The sequence below is a fragment of the Macrococcus lamae genome (assembly GCF_004359545.1).
In the GTDB taxonomy this organism is placed as follows: Bacteria; Bacillota; Bacilli; order Staphylococcales; family Staphylococcaceae; genus Macrococcus; species Macrococcus lamae.
This window is the reverse complement of record NZ_SCWB01000010.1, coordinates 26,187-42,134: the sequence shown is the minus strand read 5'-3', so window position 1 is coordinate 42,134 and position 15,948 is coordinate 26,187. Positions and strand designations below refer to the sequence as shown.

The following is a 15,948-nucleotide window of genomic DNA, read 5'->3' as shown; positions in this document are numbered from 1 at the left end:
TTTTAGGAGTTTAGACGATGAAAAAGATTATGACGATTTTCGGCACGAGACCGGAAGCGATTAAAATGGCACCGCTTGTCCTTCAACTACAGCAGGATCCTGATCTTGAACCTATTGTCGTAGTAACAGCCCAGCACCGCGAAATGCTGGACCAGGTCCTTGAGATCTTCAATATCACACCTGACTATGACCTTGATATCATGAAAGCGGGACAGACATTGACAGAAGTGACTGCCCGAGTGCTGACCGGTCTCGAGTCGGTCATTAAAGAAGCGCAGCCTGATATGATTTTAGTTCACGGTGACACAACCACAACATTCGCTGGCAGTCTCGCTGCCCTGTACAATGAAGTTGCTATCGGTCACGTGGAAGCCGGACTCAGAACATGGCAGAAGTATTCACCGTTCCCTGAAGAGATGAATCGCCAGATGACCGGCGTGTTAGCTGATCTGCACTTTGCACCGACGACTGACGCGGCAGCTAACTTGCTCCGTGAGAACAAGCCTGAAGAGCGAGTCGTTATTACTGGCAACACAGCGATTGATGCACTGAAAACAACAGTTCAGGATGATTACGAGAGTGACATTATTGGAAATACTGATAAGAAGATAATTCTGCTTACGGCTCATAGAAGAGAAAACATCGGTCAGCCGATGCACAATATCTTTAAAGCAGTTCGTCGTATTGTCGATGAGCATGAAGACGTCAAAGTTGTCTACCCGATGCACAAAAACCCGAAAGTCCGTGAAATTGCGGGACAGTATTTGACTGGACACGCGCGCATCGAGCTGATTGAACCGCTTGATGTCATTGATTTTCATAACTTTGCGGCAAGAAGTCACTTTATTCTGACGGATTCAGGCGGCGTGCAGGAAGAAGCACCGTCACTCGGTAAACCGGTCATTGTTCTTCGTGATACGACGGAACGTCCAGAAGGGGTACAGGCGGGCACATTGAAACTAGCAGGTACCGAAGAAGAAGATATTTACCGTCTGACAAAAGAACTGCTGACAGATGAAGAAATCTTCAATGCCATGAGTCAGGCAAGCAATCCTTACGGTGATGGCCGAACTTCAGAACGTATTTGCGGACATATAAAGTATTATTTTAACTTGACAGATAAAAAACCAGAACCATTCAAGGTCGAGCACAAATAAATTTTACTGTTTTAAAAAACACTTTACTCTCATCATTATATGTGGCAGAAATGTGAACAATTTGTAAAAGATTATTTTTGTGAGTTTTTCACATACCATTGACACATATTTTGCCCTATATTATTATAAACTTTGGAATGAAACGGTTTTCATCTCCATGAAAGCTATTTCTAAGGAGACATAATTCTATGTCCGAATTCAAAATCTTTTTCAAGCTTTATCTGCAATATTTTCTCTATTTAATCCTCGCTCTTCTTGTCATTTATTTGATAACAAGAAGCAGCTTTGCATTGGGATTAATCATCGGTACGATAGCATCTGCTATCAGTGCTTTTGTGTGGCACTATCACCTTAATCGAGCGATTAACAGTGATTCGCTGCACATCTCAAGTGGCTCAGGTCTCCGCTTTTTAACAGCAGTGATGGCCTGTCTCTTCTGGGTGAGATTTCCTGATGCCATCAGCATCTATGGAATCGCACTTGGCCTCGCTTTAACGTATGTGATGATCCTCATACATACATTTATCAGTTTGAAACACTAATACATAATAGGAAGAGGTGAAGAAATGGAACACGGATCACCGCTTTATACCTGGCATTTCATGGGTCAGAACATCGTTTTCAATTTAAGTTCTATCTTAATGGTCATCATCACTGCGCTTATTGTCCTGTTGATTGCGATATTCTGTACAAGACGCCTGAGTGTCAGACCGACAGGAGCCCAGAATTTCATAGAATGGGTATTTGATTTTACTCGCGGGATTATCAACAGTAATATGGACTGGGGCAGAGGCGCACGTTTCCACTTTTTAGCTGTCACATTACTTCTGTTCATCTTTGTAGCTAATATGCTTGGATTACCGTTCTCAATCGTCTCGGGTCATAACCTGTGGTGGAAATCACCAACAGCGGATGCAACAGTAACGTTGACATTGTCTACGTTAATCATCTTATTGACACATTATTACGGTATTAAGATGCGCGGTGCAGGCAATTACTTCAAGAGTTTTGCTCAGCCGGTCTGGTTTATGGTGCCATTCAAGATTATTGAAGAATTCTCTTCAACGTTGACACTTGGTCTCCGACTTTACGGTAACATCTTTGCAGGTGAGGTTTTACTTGGTTTATTATCAGGTATCGCAGCAGGTGGTGTACTCGGATTCTTCGGGGCAGCTATCCCAATGATCATCTGGCAAGGTTTCTCAATTTTCGTCGGCTCTATTCAGGCCTACATTTTCGTTATGTTATCAATGGTATATATGTCACACAAAGTGTCGGAAGACCATTAATATAAAATAAAAAAAACTATTTATTTTCTTAGGAGGAAATTATTAATGAATTTATTAGCAGCAGCAATCGCAATCGGTTTAGCAGCACTTGGCGCAGGTATTGGTAACGGTCTGATCGTATCACGTACAGTTGAAGGTGTAGCACGTCAACCTGAAGCACGTGGTCCATTAATGACAATCATGTTCATCGGTGTCGGTTTAGTTGAGGCCCTTCCAATCATCGCGGTAGTAGTAGCGTTCATGGTAATGAACGGCGCATCTAACTAATATATAGAATCGTTACGGCGAAGTCTTCAATAGATTTCGCCATTCATTTATGAACATAACTGCGGTGAAAGGAGCGTTAAGAAGTGAATTACTTTATTTTAGGTCATGCTGCACCAGCAGCACCAACAGGCGTTCAATGGGGAACAATCGTTGTTACTTTACTGACATTTTTAATCTTACTGGCATTGCTTCGTAAATTTGCATGGGGTCCTCTGAAAAAAATTATGGACGACCGTCAACATGCGATCAACTCAGACATCGACAATGCAGCAGCGCAGAACAAAGAAGCGAAGCGCTATGCAGAAGAAAATAAAGCGTTATTACAGCGCACACAGACAGAAGTACAGACAATCCTTGAAAATTCTAAAACACAGGCAAAACGTGAACACGAAGAAATTCTTCATGCGGCAAACAGCAGAGCGAATAAGCTTGTTGAAGATGCCCAAGTTGAAATCGAAAACGAAAAACAGCGCGCAATTGCTGATATTAATGACCGTGTAGCAGAGCTTTCTGTATTGATTGCTTCTAAAGTCATCAATAAGGAAATCAATGAAGCTGACCAGCAGAACCTTGTTCGCCAGTTCATTCAAGAGGCAGGCGATAAATAATGGCACATGTTGCTAAAAAATACGCTGAAAGCTTATTTGAAGTCAGCCGCGAGAATGGCGTACAGGAAAATGTCCACGCTGATCTGCAGGAAATAAACACGGCAGTCGCTGATAGCAAAGCTTTTCAGCTCTTTGCAGAAGACCCTAAAGTTTCAGAAGACACGCGTATCAGTTTCGTCAAAAAAACATTCGGTGGTGCAGAACAGCCGCTTTTAAACTTGCTGCAGATCCTTGCAGAACGTAAACAACTGAACCTGCTGCCGGAAATCGCAAGAAACTTTGAATTTTATTACAATGAATACAATGAACAACAATATATGAAGGTTGAATCTGTCTATGCGCTCTCAAGTGATGAACTTGACGCTATCGGTCAATCTTTCATTAACCGTACCGGCTACAAAAAATTAATACTGGATAATGTCATCAATCCGGAATTGATCGGCGGCATCCGTGCAACTATCGGTACGACTGTCTATGACGGTTCAATCAAAAACGATCTGTTACAGTTAGAAAAATCTTTTCACCAACAATAATTATTTAAGGAGTGACATCAATGGCCATCAAAGCTGAAGAAATCAGTGCGTTACTTAAATCCCAGATCGCAAACTATGAGTCTGGCATGACTGTAACGGATGTAGGTACTGTAATCCAGGTCGGTGACGGTATCGCGTTAGTCCATGGTCTGGACAACGTTATGGCAGGAGAACTTATTGAATTCCATAACGGTGTGTTAGGTCTTGCGCAGAATCTAGAAGAAAACAACGTAGGTGTCGTTATTTTAGGCCCTTACACTGAAATCAAAGAAGGCGACGAAGTTAGACGTACAGGACGTATCATGGAAGTTCCTGTCGGTGAAGAACTGATTGGTCGTGTCGTTAACCCACTTGGACAACCTATTGATGGTAAAGGTCCATTAAACACAACTAAAACCCGTCCGATTGAATCACCAGCAACAGGCGTCATGGACCGTAAATCGGTTGATGAACCGCTGCAGACAGGTATTAAAGCTATCGATGCGTTAGTACCGATCGGTCGTGGTCAGCGTGAGTTGATCATCGGTGACCGTCAGACAGGTAAAACAACAGTTGCCATCGACACAATCCTTAACCAGAAGGATGAAGACATGATCTGTGTCTATGTCGCTATCGGTCAAAAAGAATCTACTGTACGTACAGCAGTTGAAACATTGCGCCAGCACGGTGCACTTGACTACACAATCGTTGTCTCAGCATCAGCTGCACAGCCGGCACCTCTATTATTCCTTGCACCGTATTCAGGTGTTGCGATGGCTGAGGAGTTCATGTTCAACGGCAAGCACGTATTAATCGTCTATGATGATTTAACGAAGCAGGCAGCTGCTTACCGTGAGCTTTCATTACTATTACGTCGTCCGCCAGGTCGTGAAGCATATCCAGGGGATGTCTTCTACTTGCACAGCCGTCTGTTAGAGCGTGCTGCAAAGTTAAATGATACGTTAGGCGGCGGTTCTATTACAGCACTACCGTTCGTTGAAACGCAGGCCGGAGATATCTCAGCATACGTTCCGACTAACGTTATCTCAATTACTGACGGGCAGATCTTCTTACAGTCTGACCTTTTCTTCTCAGGTGTACGTCCAGCGATTAACGCCGGACTATCAGTGTCTCGTGTCGGTGGTTCCGCACAGATCAAAGCGATGAAAAAAGTAGCAGGGACACTTCGTCTTGACTTAGCATCATACCGTGAGCTTGAGTCATTCGCTCAGTTCGGATCTGACTTAGACCCGGCAACTAAAGCGAAGCTTGAGCGTGGTAAGCGTACAGTTGAAGTACTGAAGCAAGATCAGAACAAACCATTAACAGTAGATAAGCAGGTTGTTATCCTTTATGCATTGACTAAAGGCCACCTTGATGATATTCCAGTTGAAGATATCACTCGTTTTGAAGATGAGTTCCTAGGATGGGTAGGCAACAATGCGCCTCATCTTTACCAGGAAATCCGTGAGACTAAAGGTCTGCCGGCAGATGAAAAATTCATTGAAGCGATCAATGCCTTCAAGAAAGTCTTCAAAAAATCTGTTTAATACTAGCGATATATCATGTAAATAAGGTGGTGACACAATGAGTTCACTTAGAGAGATTAAGACGCGTATTACTTCGACTAAAAAGACAAGTCAGATCACTAAAGCGATGCACATGGTATCTAACTCAAAGCTGCGCCGTGCAGAAGAAAACGCGAAGAGCTTCTATCCTTACATGGATAAAATGCAGGACACGATTGCGAGCATCGGCAGCGGTAATGACAGTTCTCACCCGATGTTGACAAAACGTCCGGTGAAGAAAACAGGATACCTTGTCGTCACAAGTGATAAAGGACTTGCAGGTCCGTATAATGCGAACGTCCTTAAAAGTGTAACGCAGCAGATTAAAGAGCGTCACAATGATAATCAGGAGGCTTATGCCATCTTAGTTATTGGTCGTGTCGGTCGTGATTTCCTTAAATCACGTGGCTATAATGTTATCGGTGAAGTCACTGGACTGCCTGAACAGCCGTCGTTCAAAAACATCAAGGAAATAGCTTACAACGCAGTCAACCGTTTTGAAATTGGTGAATTCGATGAGCTGTATGTTCATTTCAGTCATTTCATCACTGTGCTTGAGCAGGTTGTTCAGGAGCGCCGCGTCTTACCAGTCAGCCAGGATAATTTGTCTGGCAGCGGTGCTACTGCAAGCTATGAGTTTGAGCCCGATAAAGAGGCTATCCTTGAAGTCATCCTGCCGCAATATGCTGAAAGCTTGATTTACGGGGCTCTGCTCGATGCGAAAGCCAGTGAACATGCTTCTCGTATGACAGCGATGAAGAACGCGACAGACAATGCAAAAGAATTAATCGATGACTTATCATTACAATATAACCGTGCACGTCAGGCGGCAATCACTCAGCAGATCACTGAGATTGTCGGCGGGGCAGCCGCACTGGAATAATCTTTAGGAGGAAATCATAATGGCACTAGGTCACGTAATTCAAGTTATGGGTCCAGTCATTGACGTTAAATTCGAAAATGGCCAGTTACCAGCGTTAAACAACGCCTTAACTTTAGAGATAGCGCGTGAAGACGGCACAACTAAACTCGCTTTAGAAGTTGCCCTTCATTTAGGTGATGATGCAGTACGTACAATCGCGATGAGTTCTACTGATGGCGTTCAACGTGGTGCAGTTGTCACTGATACAGGAGCACCGATTTCAGTACCAGTTGGAGATGTGACTTTAGGTCGCGTGTTCAATGTACTTGGAGAAAAAATCGACTTGGAAGAGGAACTCGGCCCTGAAGTACGCCGTGATCCGATTCACCGTTCAGCACCAAAGTTTGAAGAACTATCAACTAAAGTTGAAATTCTTGAGACAGGTATTAAAGTAGTAGACTTACTTGCACCGTATATCAAAGGTGGTAAAATCGGTCTATTCGGTGGTGCGGGTGTCGGTAAAACAGTTCTTATCCAGGAACTGATCAACAATATCGCACAGGAACATGGTGGTATTTCTGTATTCGCGGGTGTCGGTGAACGTACACGTGAAGGGAATGACTTATTCCATGAGATGAGCGATTCAGGTGTTATCAAGAAAACTGCCATGGTATTCGGACAGATGAACGAGCCGCCAGGTGCGCGTATGCGTGTAGCATTATCAGGACTGACAATGGCGGAATACTTCCGTGATGAACAAGGTCAGGACGTACTGTTATTCATCGATAATATCTTCCGTTTCACTCAAGCAGGTTCTGAAGTATCAGCACTGCTTGGTCGTATGCCATCTGCCGTAGGTTACCAGCCAACACTGGCAACAGAGATGGGGCAGTTACAGGAACGTATTACATCAACTAATGTCGGATCTGTTACATCTATCCAGGCTGTTTTCGTACCAGCCGATGACTATACTGACCCGGCTCCGGCGACAGCGTTCGCTCACTTAGATGCGACGACTAACTTAGAGCGTAAATTAACTGAGATGGGTATTTATCCAGCAGTTGATCCACTGGCTTCTACTTCTCGTGCATTGACGCCGGCTGTTGTTGGTGAAGAGCACTATGCAGTAGCACGTGGTGTACAGGAAACACTTCAGAAATACCGTGAGCTGCAGGATATCATTGCTATTTTAGGTATGGATGAATTATCTGATGAAGATAAAAAGACTGTTAACCGTGCACGTCGTATTCAGTTCTTCTTATCTCAGAACTTCCACGTTGCTGAGCAGTTTACCGGACAGAAAGGTTCTTATGTACCAGTTGCACAAACTGTACAGGACTTCAAAGCTATTCTTGAAGGTAAATATGACCACATCCCTGAAGATGCATTCCGTCTAGTCGGCGGCATTGAAGCAGTGCTTGAGCAGGCTAAAGGAATGGGCGTTCAAGTTTAAACTACTTAGGAGGAACAAATGATGAACACACTTGCATTAAATATAGTCACTCCTAATGGCTCAGTTTATACGACTGATCAGGCTGAACTGATCGTACTGCAAACTGAAACAGGTGAAATGGGTGTCATGGCCGGACATATTCCAACTGTTGCACCACTTAAAATCGGAGCAGTACGCGCGACGGTTTCAGGCAAACAGCACTATGTTGCGGTGTCTGAAGGATTCGCTGAAATCAGACCGACAGGTGTATCAGTGCTTGTGCAGTCTGCTGAGCAATCCGACGAAATTGATATCGAACGTGCGAAAGCATCGCTCAGCCGTGCAGAAGAGCGTATGTCTGCCGATAAGCAGGAAAACGTTGACTACCATCGTGCTGAAAAAGCATTGCACCGTGCTATGAATCGAATTGATGTGGCAAAGTTCCGCTAAAGTGATAAGGATAGGACATGACGTCTTATCCTTTTTTTTATTGAACAAAGGAGGGATAACCATGCAGGATGTCGGAATTTATGCTTTAATTCATATCATTGTTCATGTCATTTGCGTGTGCATCAGTTTCTGGGCGCTGAAATCGCTTAGAACGGATCAGTGGTTCAAAGGAAATCATACACAGCAAATACAAGTGCTGCTTATTTTTATGAGCTTAGCGCTCGGTAGTCTGGTCAGCAACTTCATTATGGACATCATCTATTTCTCGCAGCAGCTGACATGGATGTAAAATTATTTGTGCGAATTGAGAGTTTTTTACTGACGGCAGCATACCTTCTGTTATAGTATATTATGTATATATAGGTTTTGGAGGATGCTTTAGATGGATACAATATTAATAAAAGGTGGACGCCGCTTGACTGGCACTGTCACTGTTGACGGCGCTAAAAATGCGGTGCTGCCTATTTTAACAGCCTCGATACTTGGCTCAGAAGGTGTCAGTGTATTTCGTAATGTCCCGGCTTTATCAGATGTAGAAACTATCAGCCACGTGCTTGCAGGATTGAATGTTCAAGTAGCGGCACAAGGTGATCATACATATGTAGTCAATGCAGCAGATGAACTGAATCATATCGCAAGCTATGAATATGTCAGTAAAATGCGTGCCAGTATTTTAGTGATGGGACCGCTTCTTGCGCGTCTTGGCCATGCGAGAGTAGCAATGCCAGGCGGCTGTGCAATCGGCTCACGCCCGATAGAGCAGCATTTAAAAGGATTGACGGCACTTGGAGCAGAGATCATTCAGGAGAATGGCTATTTAGTAGGAACGGTGAACGGTAGATTAAAAGGGGCTCATATTTATCTTGATTTCCCGAGCGTTGGAGCTACACAGAACATATTGATGGCGGCAGTGCTCGCTGATGGTACAACAGTACTTGATAACGTGGCGAAAGAACCTGAAATTGTCGACCTTGCGGATTACTTGAACGCGATGGGTGCGAATGTGACAGGTGCCGGAACTGACCGTATTACAGTGAGAGGTGTCGAATCTCTCCATGGAGCAGAGCATACGATTATTGCGGACCGCATTGAAGCGGGGACGTTCATGGTGGCAGCAGCAATTACTCGCGGAGATGTCTTTATAGAAGGCGCGCGTGCTGATCATATGTCATCTTTGATTTCCAAGCTTGAAGAAATGGGAGTTCATGTGACGGTTAAAGATAACGGCATTCAAGTAACAGCGCCTTCTTCTTTAGCTGGAGTGGAAGTAAAGACAATGCCACATCCTGGATTTCCGACAGATATGCAGGCGCAGATGATGGCTTTGATGCTGACAGCTGATACAGCAAGCAGTATGACAGAGACTGTATTTGAGAATCGATTCATGCATGTAGATGAGTTTATTAAGATGAACGGTAATATTAAAGTCAATAACCGTACAGCTCTTATTCAGAAGCAGCAGCTTCACGGTGCTGCTGTCCAGTCCACTGATCTACGTGCATCAGCTGCATTGATTCTTGCAGGACTGGTCGCTGAAGGCTATACAAGAGTGACACAGTTATCGCATCTGGACCGTGGGTATGTGAATTTCCATGGTAAGCTGCAACAAATAGGTGCTGATATCAAACGGACAGGAGACCGCAAAGTATTAGCAGAAATGAGGTAATACCTATGCAGGTAGAAGGGACAGAAATCGTCCGTAGAAAAATACCGATGATGATGATAGTAGTCGTTGTAGCGCTATTATCGTTATTGTTGTTTATTGCAGGGCTGATGCTAGGTTACGGCATATTGCATTCACCGCTGGAAGTATTCAACCCAAAAACATGGACTCATATTTTAAAATTGACTGGAGCTGCTTAAATGGAGACAATTATGACATTTGATGAAATTAAAAAGGTGATTCCGCATCGTTATCCGTTCCTGCTGATTGACCGAATTGTAGAGCTGGAAGACGGCAAACGCTGTGTCGGTATGAAGCAGGTCAGTGGAAATGAGCCTTTTTTCCAGGGACATTTTCCTGAATATGCAGTCATGCCTGGTGTATTAATTGTTGAAGCACTCGCTCAAGTGGGAGCAGTCGCTATGCTTCGAATGGAAGACAATCAAGGAAAACTTGCATTGTTCGCGGGAATTGACAAATGCCGCTTTAAGAAACAAGTCACTCCTGGCGATACATTGATGCTTGAAGTTGAAATCGTCAAGATCAAAGGACCGATCGGCAAAGGTACAGCAAAAGCAACAGTGAACGGTGAAGTAGCTTGCAGCTGTGAAATCACATTCGCTATTTCCGATAATAAGTAATAATGATGAACAGTCGTGATCGGCTGTTTTTTTGTTGAAAAAATCAAAACATGGCCTTCAAGCTGCTCCTGAGGGCCAGAACTCACGGAAATTTGCAGATATCGCCAAAACCTGGCCTTCAAGCTGCTCCTGAAGGCCAGGACGTAGCAGCTGTTCCAATATAATATAATTAAAGAGATTATTCTCTTTCTTTTAATTTTGGTTTAGAGACCATCATCCGATTGAACACGGTGATGAGTTCACTGCCACTTAAGCCGTCTTCGACTAATTGTTCAAGCAGTTGTTCTGCATAGGCTTGACGTGGTGTATAGATATGACATTCGAAAATGACGGAAATCTTATCCTGCAGCTGCTGGATATCGCGGATCGTTGCTTCAAATAAGGCAGGGTCATTAGATGTTCTTGTGATGACCACCCGTGTGTCAAGCAATGTAGCAGCCTTTTGGTAATCTTCCATCTTCTCACGGTGGATATCGTCAATCAGTATTTCAAGCAGCCAGCCTGTACCGCTGTTTTCTTTGTTGATGATAATACCGTCGTGTAATGTATATTCATTAGTCGCCCCGTCTTCTACTATCTGGAAGCGCACTGCTTTAAATGTTTTCATTCCCATCCCTCCATCTTCTTTATAATTTACACCTATAATGTTTCAAATTTATCATAACATGCGTTTTTTCTGAAATTATACTTATTTCCTGCAGAATTTGAAGAAAACTTATTTTTTTATCAATTTCTACATGAGTTCTGATCATTTTCATCATTTTCAGTGATTTTTCAAATGATTGACTCCCTATTATATTGGTGGTAGAAGGGAGGTGACTTATGATTAACAAAGTAGTGCTGGTAGGCCGGCTTGCTAATATGCCGAAGTCCAATCAATCGAATCAGAAGACGAGCAATATTTGTGTAACGTTTCCACTTGCGATTGAGCGAGGATACAAACCGAAAGACGAAAATGCTCAGACTGTCGATTTTCTTCATTGTAAGGCATTCAATAAAACAGCCTCAAATATTCTTCAGTACTGTAAAAAAGGTTCAACGGTCTGTATCACCGGTCAGATCCACAGTAATCGTTATCAGAAGCAAGGCGAGGAGAAAGCACAGTATTTTACGGAGATTGTCGTTGAGAATATCAAATTTCTGCCGAATTTCGGTGTCATCAAAACTGGCGATGTTCTCCCGCAGACACCAGATGAAATCTGGAATGAGCTATCTGATGCTGAAAAAACACATGCTATTATGATTGCAAAAGAAACAGCAGTGAAACAGTTTATCAGTGAACATACCGATTCACCGCTCAATACAGAACCTGTTAAATCTGTTGACCATCCGGTGGTCAGTGAAGAAGAAAGCAGGAAATTTATCGAACAGCTCGACAGTATTAAAGAAGACAACGAAGTAGAAGAAACATCCCCGGAAGAACCAGTCACGGCTTAAATGCACACCTTCATTACTCACACCCACATATACCTCTTCAGTCGTGCTGTCTGGAGAGGTATTTATATTGATATCATTCTGTAATATTCACGTAATTTAAATCTATTACTTAACATATTGCTGTAACCATAGCCTTTCTGTTCCGTGGTAAAGTATTCTTAACATGAGAAACAAAGGCGGAGGAACATCATGAGAAAGTTAGCGTTAGTTATAAGTGCAGTTGTATTCTCAAGCGTTATTGCAGTGACACAGGCAGAAGCTGAAATAAAGAGCAATGCACAAAGTGAATCATTATGGGTCATTGCAGAGAAGTATGAGACGACTATCACTAACATGAATGCAGTAAAATCTGAAGTGATTCATCACGATAAAAAAATGGATCAGCTTTTAGTGGAAGCTCGTGCTTTCAAAAAGGTTGATGAATAGCGCATACATACACGTAGTCAAGTAATCATCAACGTATAAATTGGTATTATTTTCTAATCACATTACAGAATGATAACGCTATTTAATTCATATCGATTGTCTAAAAAGCAGACTAAACGTTGACATACAGCATATCAATTAACTTTTTTATAGGAATAGGTTAAATATACCAATTGTAATAAGGCTGTAATAAAAGCCTATATCTTTTATTTTGTCTGTAACCTATGAAATATTTTTATCTGTTATATTATTAGCAGAGTTATAAAAGCCTAGGAGGAAAACTAAACTATGAAAAAATTATTAGCCGTTACAACAGCAGTAGCTGTTTCAGGAACTTTCGCTGCAACTGCAGATGCAGCTGAACACACAGTACAATCTGGTGATACTTTATGGGGCATTTCTAAAAACTATGGTACATCAGTAGAAGCAATTAAAGCTGAAAATGGTTTGAAATCAAACCTGATCGTTCCTAATCAAGTATTAAAAGTTAATGAAGAAACTAAATCAGAAGCTACAAAAACATATAAAATCGTTTACGGTGATACTTTAGGTAAAATCGCTGCTAAATTCAATGTATCAGTTGCACAATTAAAAGCGTGGAATAACTTGTCATCTGACTTGATTATTGCAGGCAAAACATTAAACGTAACAGGTTCAGTACAACAAGCTGCACCAGCTGTTCAATCAGCTCCAGCAACAGTAGCAGCACCTAAAAAAGTTTACACTGCACCAAAAGCAGTTGAAACAACTGAATATAAAGCACCAGTACAACAAACAACTTATCAAGCACCAAAACAGCAAGTAACTTACCAAGCACCAGTACAACAACAAACTTATCAGGCGCCAAAACAACAAGTGACTTACCAGGCACCTAAAGCAGTTCAAACGCAACCAGCAGCGACAACACAAACATCTACAGCAGGCAGCGGTTTAAACTGGGCAGCTATGGCAGCTTGTGAATCAGGTGGTAATCCATCTACAAACACAGGTAATGGTTTCTATGGTCTATATCAATTTGATGTACAAACTTGGCAATCAGTAGGTGGTTCAGGACTTCCATCAAATGCTTCAGCAGCTGAACAAACTAAACGTGCTCAAATTCTTTACAGCCAACGTGGTTCTCAACCTTGGCCAGTATGTGGCGCTCGCTTATAATAACACTTTAAAGTCATCCTTAATGGATGACTTTTTTCATTTGCAATTTAACCCGCCGTTCGTTATCCTAAAACTAACAAAATAACCTATTGACTGCTAGGGGTGCCATTATGGCTGAGATGACTTCGTCAAACCCTTTTACCTGATCTAGATAATACTAGCGTAGGAAAGCGTCCTTCTTTTTAAGGCCTTTTTCTGCGGAAATAGGTTTTTTTAATTTTAAGGAGGAATTTCAATGTTTACAGATGAACTGAAACAACAGGCAGGTCCAATCATCGAATCCATTTATCACGATGATTTTATTCAAGGAATCATACGAGGCGATATTGATAAAGAGGCGATACGTCATTATTTGAAGGCCGACCATCTATATTTAAATGAATTTGCTAAAATCTACAGTTTGCTGATTGCGAAGCTGGATGACCGCGATGGAATCAATTTTCTGCTCGGTCAGATTGATTTTGTGTTGAACGGCGAAATTGAAGCGCACCAGACGATGGCTGCTTATGTCGGTGAAGACTATGAGAAGATTATTAGAGACGGCGAGTGGTACCCATCAAGTGATCATTACATCAAGCACATGTATTATAATGCTCTCCGTTATGATGATGCGAGTTTTACTATTTGTGCCATGGCACCCTGTCCTTATGTATATCAGCAGCTAGCGCTTAAAATAACAGAACGTCATGACCTGACTGGAAATCCACTTAAGCCGTGGGTCGATTTCTATACCGTCAACATGGACGAACTGATGGTTCACCTGGACGGCTGGGTAAATTCATTTGCAGAACAGGCGACTGAGTCAGAACTGGATATATTGCGTCGAAATTTCCTGGAGAGCTGTGTTCATGAAAGACGTTTCTTCAATATGGCAGTAAGGCAGGAGGTATGGGAATTCCATGTTAAAGACAGCATTATCAATAGCCGGAACTGATCCGACAGGAGGAGCAGGTACAACTGTCGACCTTAAAGTATTTCAATCACGCGGTGTTTACGGAATGAGTGTTGTGACAAGTATTGTCGCGCAGAACACAACAGGTGTACAGCAAGTCTTCGACCAGCCGGCACATATTATTGAAGCCCAGCTCAGCAGTGTCTATAGCGATATTGTGCCTGATGCGGTAAAGACTGGCATGCTTGCTTCGAGCAGTGTCATGGATGTCGTCAGACCTTATATTCAGAAATATGATATTCCATACGTCATCGACCCGGTGATGGTCGCAAAAAGCGGTGATGACCTGCTTGATGAAGCCGGTAAGTCAGCTGTACGCTATAAGCTGCTCGATCTCGCAACTGTTGCGACCCCGAATCTCCCGGAGCTTGAACGCATTCTGCAGATGACCATTGAGACGAAAGAAGATATCTTTAAGGCAGGGAAGATCTTTATCAATGAAATCGGTGCACAGTCTGTTGTCATAAAAGGTGGTCATATGAAAGGTGATGCGACTGATTACTTGTTTACGAAGGACGGCTCTATAGAACTCACAGCAGAACGGGTATCAACGCATCATACGCACGGTACAGGCTGCACGTTTGGTGCAGTCATCACAGCGGAACTCGGGAAAGGACGATCGATTGAGTACAGCGTCCGTACAGCAAAAGAATATATAACTCGTGCGATTAAACATTCGCCGGGTCTCGGGATTGGTAACGGTCCGGTCAATCATTTCAGCTATCCATTGGAGGGATTATAAATGAGAATCAATGAAGTAAGAAGATCGAATCCCCTTGTGCTTTGTATTACGAATGATGTCGTAAAAAATTTCACAGCGAATGGTCTGCTGGCCCTGGGTGCAAGTCCGATTATGGCAATCGACGAGGCAGAGCTTGAAGATTTGATTCAGCACTGCGGGGCAGTGCTGATCAATATCGGTACATTATCAGAAGACATCATGCCTGCCATTGAAACGGCTATTCAGGCTGCCAACAAATACGCTGTTCCTGTTGTACTCGATCCTGTCGCATGCGGTGCGACAAATTTTAGAAAGACGTTCTGTCTGAAACTGCTCGAGCATTATCATATCAGTGTCATCCGGGGTAACGCGTCAGAAATCAGCAGCTTGTCGGCCGAATCGTCGATGAAAGGAACAGATAGCGATACGTCGCTTGATACAGTGGCTGTTGCCCGTGCGGCAGGAGATCGTTTTAATACGGCAGTCGTTGTAACAGGAGCGATTGATGCGGTCTATGTCGACGGTAAAGTGATGAAACTCCAAAATGGAACACCTATGCTCACGAAAGTAACAGGAGGCGGCTGCTTATTAGGGGCAATTGTCAGCGCTTTTATATATAATGAAGTCAAACCGACATTGTCTATGCTGACAGAAGCAGTGAGCTGGTATAACATCGCGGCTGAGCGTGCAGAACAGCGTGATAATGGTACTCTGCCCGGACATTTTCAAATTAATCTGCTGGATATGCTGCAGGAGACAGTTGAAAATGACATAGCAGAGAATATGCGAGCGGAAGAAGTGAAATAAA

The 15,948-nt window shown here is 42.9% G+C and carries 21 protein-coding genes and 1 riboswitch; of the genes, 20 read left to right on the top strand and 1 reads right to left on the bottom strand.

Annotated elements, in window-relative coordinates; all coding sequences use genetic code 11:
* Positions 1-17 precede the first annotated feature (17 nt).
* From wecB to fabZ, 14 genes are all read left to right on the top strand, one after another.
* On the top strand, positions 18-1,157 hold the full coding sequence (wecB, locus tag ERX29_RS06660) for a non-hydrolyzing UDP-N-acetylglucosamine 2-epimerase (protein ID WP_133443921.1): 1,140 nt from the start codon (positions 18-20) through the stop codon (positions 1,155-1,157).
* Between the two features lie 188 nt (positions 1,158-1,345).
* The gene (locus ERX29_RS06655) at positions 1,346-1,699 is read left to right on the top strand and encodes an ATP synthase subunit I (RefSeq protein WP_133443920.1); all 354 of its coding nucleotides are present in this window, start codon (positions 1,346-1,348) and stop codon (positions 1,697-1,699) included.
* 24 nt (positions 1,700-1,723) lie between these two features.
* Complete coding sequence (gene atpB, locus ERX29_RS06650; protein WP_133443919.1) at positions 1,724-2,446, top strand: F0F1 ATP synthase subunit A; 723 nt, start codon at positions 1,724-1,726, stop codon at positions 2,444-2,446.
* Positions 2,447-2,491: 45 nt separating this feature from the next.
* Positions 2,492-2,713 carry a F0F1 ATP synthase subunit C gene (gene atpE / locus ERX29_RS06645; protein WP_133443918.1) on the top strand — a complete coding sequence of 74 codons (222 nt, stop codon included), beginning with the start codon at positions 2,492-2,494 and terminating at the stop codon, positions 2,711-2,713.
* Positions 2,714-2,796: 83 nt separating this feature from the next.
* Positions 2,797-3,321 carry a F0F1 ATP synthase subunit B gene (locus ERX29_RS06640; RefSeq protein WP_243719998.1) on the top strand — a complete coding sequence of 175 codons (525 nt, stop codon included), beginning with the start codon at positions 2,797-2,799 and terminating at the stop codon, positions 3,319-3,321.
* Complete coding sequence (locus ERX29_RS06635; RefSeq protein WP_133443917.1) at positions 3,321-3,854, top strand: F0F1 ATP synthase subunit delta; 534 nt, start codon at positions 3,321-3,323, stop codon at positions 3,852-3,854. The genes ERX29_RS06640 and ERX29_RS06635 overlap by 1 nt, the downstream gene beginning before the upstream one ends.
* Before the next feature lie 20 nt (positions 3,855-3,874).
* Positions 3,875-5,383, top strand: a complete 1,509-nt coding sequence (atpA, locus tag ERX29_RS06630; protein WP_133443916.1) for a F0F1 ATP synthase subunit alpha — start codon at positions 3,875-3,877, stop codon at positions 5,381-5,383.
* Between the two features lie 37 nt (positions 5,384-5,420).
* Positions 5,421-6,284 carry an ATP synthase F1 subunit gamma gene (gene atpG, locus ERX29_RS06625; protein WP_133443915.1) on the top strand — a complete coding sequence of 288 codons (864 nt, stop codon included), beginning with the start codon at positions 5,421-5,423 and terminating at the stop codon, positions 6,282-6,284.
* Between the two features lie 19 nt (positions 6,285-6,303).
* Positions 6,304-7,716, top strand: a complete 1,413-nt coding sequence (gene atpD / locus ERX29_RS06620; protein ID WP_133443914.1) for a F0F1 ATP synthase subunit beta — start codon at positions 6,304-6,306, stop codon at positions 7,714-7,716.
* A 21-nt stretch (positions 7,717-7,737) separates the two neighbouring features.
* A complete protein-coding gene (locus ERX29_RS06615) occupies positions 7,738-8,145 on the top strand; it encodes a F0F1 ATP synthase subunit epsilon (RefSeq protein WP_133443974.1) in 408 nt (135 codons plus the stop codon).
* 61 nt (positions 8,146-8,206) lie between these two features.
* Complete coding sequence (locus tag ERX29_RS06610) at positions 8,207-8,434, top strand: DUF1146 family protein (RefSeq protein ID WP_133443913.1); 228 nt, start codon at positions 8,207-8,209, stop codon at positions 8,432-8,434.
* 93 nt (positions 8,435-8,527) lie between these two features.
* Positions 8,528-9,811: a UDP-N-acetylglucosamine 1-carboxyvinyltransferase gene (gene murA, locus ERX29_RS06605; protein ID WP_133443912.1), complete on the top strand. Its 1,284-nt coding sequence runs from the start codon at positions 8,528-8,530 to the stop codon at positions 9,809-9,811.
* A 5-nt stretch (positions 9,812-9,816) separates the two neighbouring features.
* Positions 9,817-10,008: a DNA-directed RNA polymerase subunit beta gene (locus tag ERX29_RS06600; RefSeq protein WP_207999173.1), complete on the top strand. Its 192-nt coding sequence runs from the start codon at positions 9,817-9,819 to the stop codon at positions 10,006-10,008.
* Positions 10,009-10,449 (top strand): 3-hydroxyacyl-ACP dehydratase FabZ, encoded by a 441-nt coding sequence (fabZ, locus tag ERX29_RS06595; protein ID WP_133443911.1) that lies wholly within the window; start codon positions 10,009-10,011, stop codon positions 10,447-10,449.
* 178 nt (positions 10,450-10,627) lie between these two features.
* On the opposite strand, the gene ERX29_RS06590 is transcribed toward fabZ, so the two are convergent.
* Entirely contained in the window at positions 10,628-11,056 is a 429-nt protein-coding gene (locus tag ERX29_RS06590) for a YwpF-like family protein (RefSeq protein ID WP_133443910.1), read from the bottom strand.
* 215 nt (positions 11,057-11,271) lie between these two features.
* Between ERX29_RS06590 and ERX29_RS06585 the strand changes: the two genes are divergently transcribed.
* The 6 genes from ERX29_RS06585 (at position 11,272) to thiM (ending at position 15,947) form a co-directional block, all read left to right on the top strand.
* On the top strand, positions 11,272-11,886 hold the full coding sequence (locus ERX29_RS06585; RefSeq protein ID WP_133443909.1) for a single-stranded DNA-binding protein: 615 nt from the start codon (positions 11,272-11,274) through the stop codon (positions 11,884-11,886).
* A gap of 189 nt (positions 11,887-12,075) precedes the next feature.
* Positions 12,076-12,312, top strand: a complete 237-nt coding sequence (locus ERX29_RS06580; RefSeq protein WP_133443908.1) for a hypothetical protein — start codon at positions 12,076-12,078, stop codon at positions 12,310-12,312.
* A gap of 288 nt (positions 12,313-12,600) precedes the next feature.
* Positions 12,601-13,467, top strand: a complete 867-nt coding sequence (locus ERX29_RS06575; RefSeq protein WP_133443907.1) for a transglycosylase family protein — start codon at positions 12,601-12,603, stop codon at positions 13,465-13,467.
* Between the two features lie 88 nt (positions 13,468-13,555).
* Positions 13,556-13,653: riboswitch (TPP riboswitch) on the top strand.
* A gap of 49 nt (positions 13,654-13,702) precedes the next feature.
* A complete protein-coding gene (tenA, locus tag ERX29_RS06570) occupies positions 13,703-14,401 on the top strand; it encodes a thiaminase II (protein WP_133443906.1) in 699 nt (232 codons plus the stop codon).
* Entirely contained in the window at positions 14,367-15,161 is a 795-nt protein-coding gene (gene thiD / locus ERX29_RS06565; protein WP_133443905.1) for a bifunctional hydroxymethylpyrimidine kinase/phosphomethylpyrimidine kinase, read from the top strand. The genes tenA and thiD overlap by 35 nt, the downstream gene beginning before the upstream one ends.
* Complete coding sequence (gene thiM, locus ERX29_RS06560; protein WP_133443904.1) at positions 15,162-15,947, top strand: hydroxyethylthiazole kinase; 786 nt, start codon at positions 15,162-15,164, stop codon at positions 15,945-15,947.
* Position 15,948 lies beyond the last annotated feature (1 nt).

Bases quoted from the DNA above. Each gene is read 5' to 3' on its own strand.
- atpD (WP_133443914.1), top strand. From the start codon at position 6,304: ATGGCACTAGGTCACGTAATTCAAGTTATGGGTCCAGTCATTGACGTT.
- thiD (WP_133443905.1), top strand. From the start codon at position 14,367: ATGTTAAAGACAGCATTATCAATAGCCGGAACTGATCCGACAGGAGGA.
- ERX29_RS06615 (WP_133443974.1), top strand. From the start codon at position 7,738: ATGAACACACTTGCATTAAATATAGTCACTCCTAATGGCTCAGTTTAT.
- ERX29_RS06655 (WP_133443920.1), top strand. From the start codon at position 1,346: ATGTCCGAATTCAAAATCTTTTTCAAGCTTTATCTGCAATATTTTCTC.
- fabZ (WP_133443911.1), top strand. From the start codon at position 10,009: ATGGAGACAATTATGACATTTGATGAAATTAAAAAGGTGATTCCGCAT.
- ERX29_RS06580 (WP_133443908.1), top strand. From the start codon at position 12,076: ATGAGAAAGTTAGCGTTAGTTATAAGTGCAGTTGTATTCTCAAGCGTT.
- ERX29_RS06575 (WP_133443907.1), top strand. From the start codon at position 12,601: ATGAAAAAATTATTAGCCGTTACAACAGCAGTAGCTGTTTCAGGAACT.
- atpB (WP_133443919.1), top strand. From the start codon at position 1,724: ATGGAACACGGATCACCGCTTTATACCTGGCATTTCATGGGTCAGAAC.
- tenA (WP_133443906.1), top strand. From the start codon at position 13,703: ATGTTTACAGATGAACTGAAACAACAGGCAGGTCCAATCATCGAATCC.
- ERX29_RS06600 (WP_207999173.1), top strand. From the start codon at position 9,817: ATGCAGGTAGAAGGGACAGAAATCGTCCGTAGAAAAATACCGATGATG.
- wecB (WP_133443921.1), top strand. From the start codon at position 18: ATGAAAAAGATTATGACGATTTTCGGCACGAGACCGGAAGCGATTAAA.
- ERX29_RS06635 (WP_133443917.1), top strand. From the start codon at position 3,321: ATGGCACATGTTGCTAAAAAATACGCTGAAAGCTTATTTGAAGTCAGC.
- atpE (WP_133443918.1), top strand. From the start codon at position 2,492: ATGAATTTATTAGCAGCAGCAATCGCAATCGGTTTAGCAGCACTTGGC.
- atpA (WP_133443916.1), top strand. From the start codon at position 3,875: ATGGCCATCAAAGCTGAAGAAATCAGTGCGTTACTTAAATCCCAGATC.
- ERX29_RS06585 (WP_133443909.1), top strand. From the start codon at position 11,272: ATGATTAACAAAGTAGTGCTGGTAGGCCGGCTTGCTAATATGCCGAAG.
- ERX29_RS06610 (WP_133443913.1), top strand. From the start codon at position 8,207: ATGCAGGATGTCGGAATTTATGCTTTAATTCATATCATTGTTCATGTC.
- ERX29_RS06590 (WP_133443910.1), bottom strand. From the start codon at position 11,056: ATGAAAACATTTAAAGCAGTGCGCTTCCAGATAGTAGAAGACGGGGCG.
- atpG (WP_133443915.1), top strand. From the start codon at position 5,421: ATGAGTTCACTTAGAGAGATTAAGACGCGTATTACTTCGACTAAAAAG.
- murA (WP_133443912.1), top strand. From the start codon at position 8,528: ATGGATACAATATTAATAAAAGGTGGACGCCGCTTGACTGGCACTGTC.
- thiM (WP_133443904.1), top strand. From the start codon at position 15,162: ATGAGAATCAATGAAGTAAGAAGATCGAATCCCCTTGTGCTTTGTATT.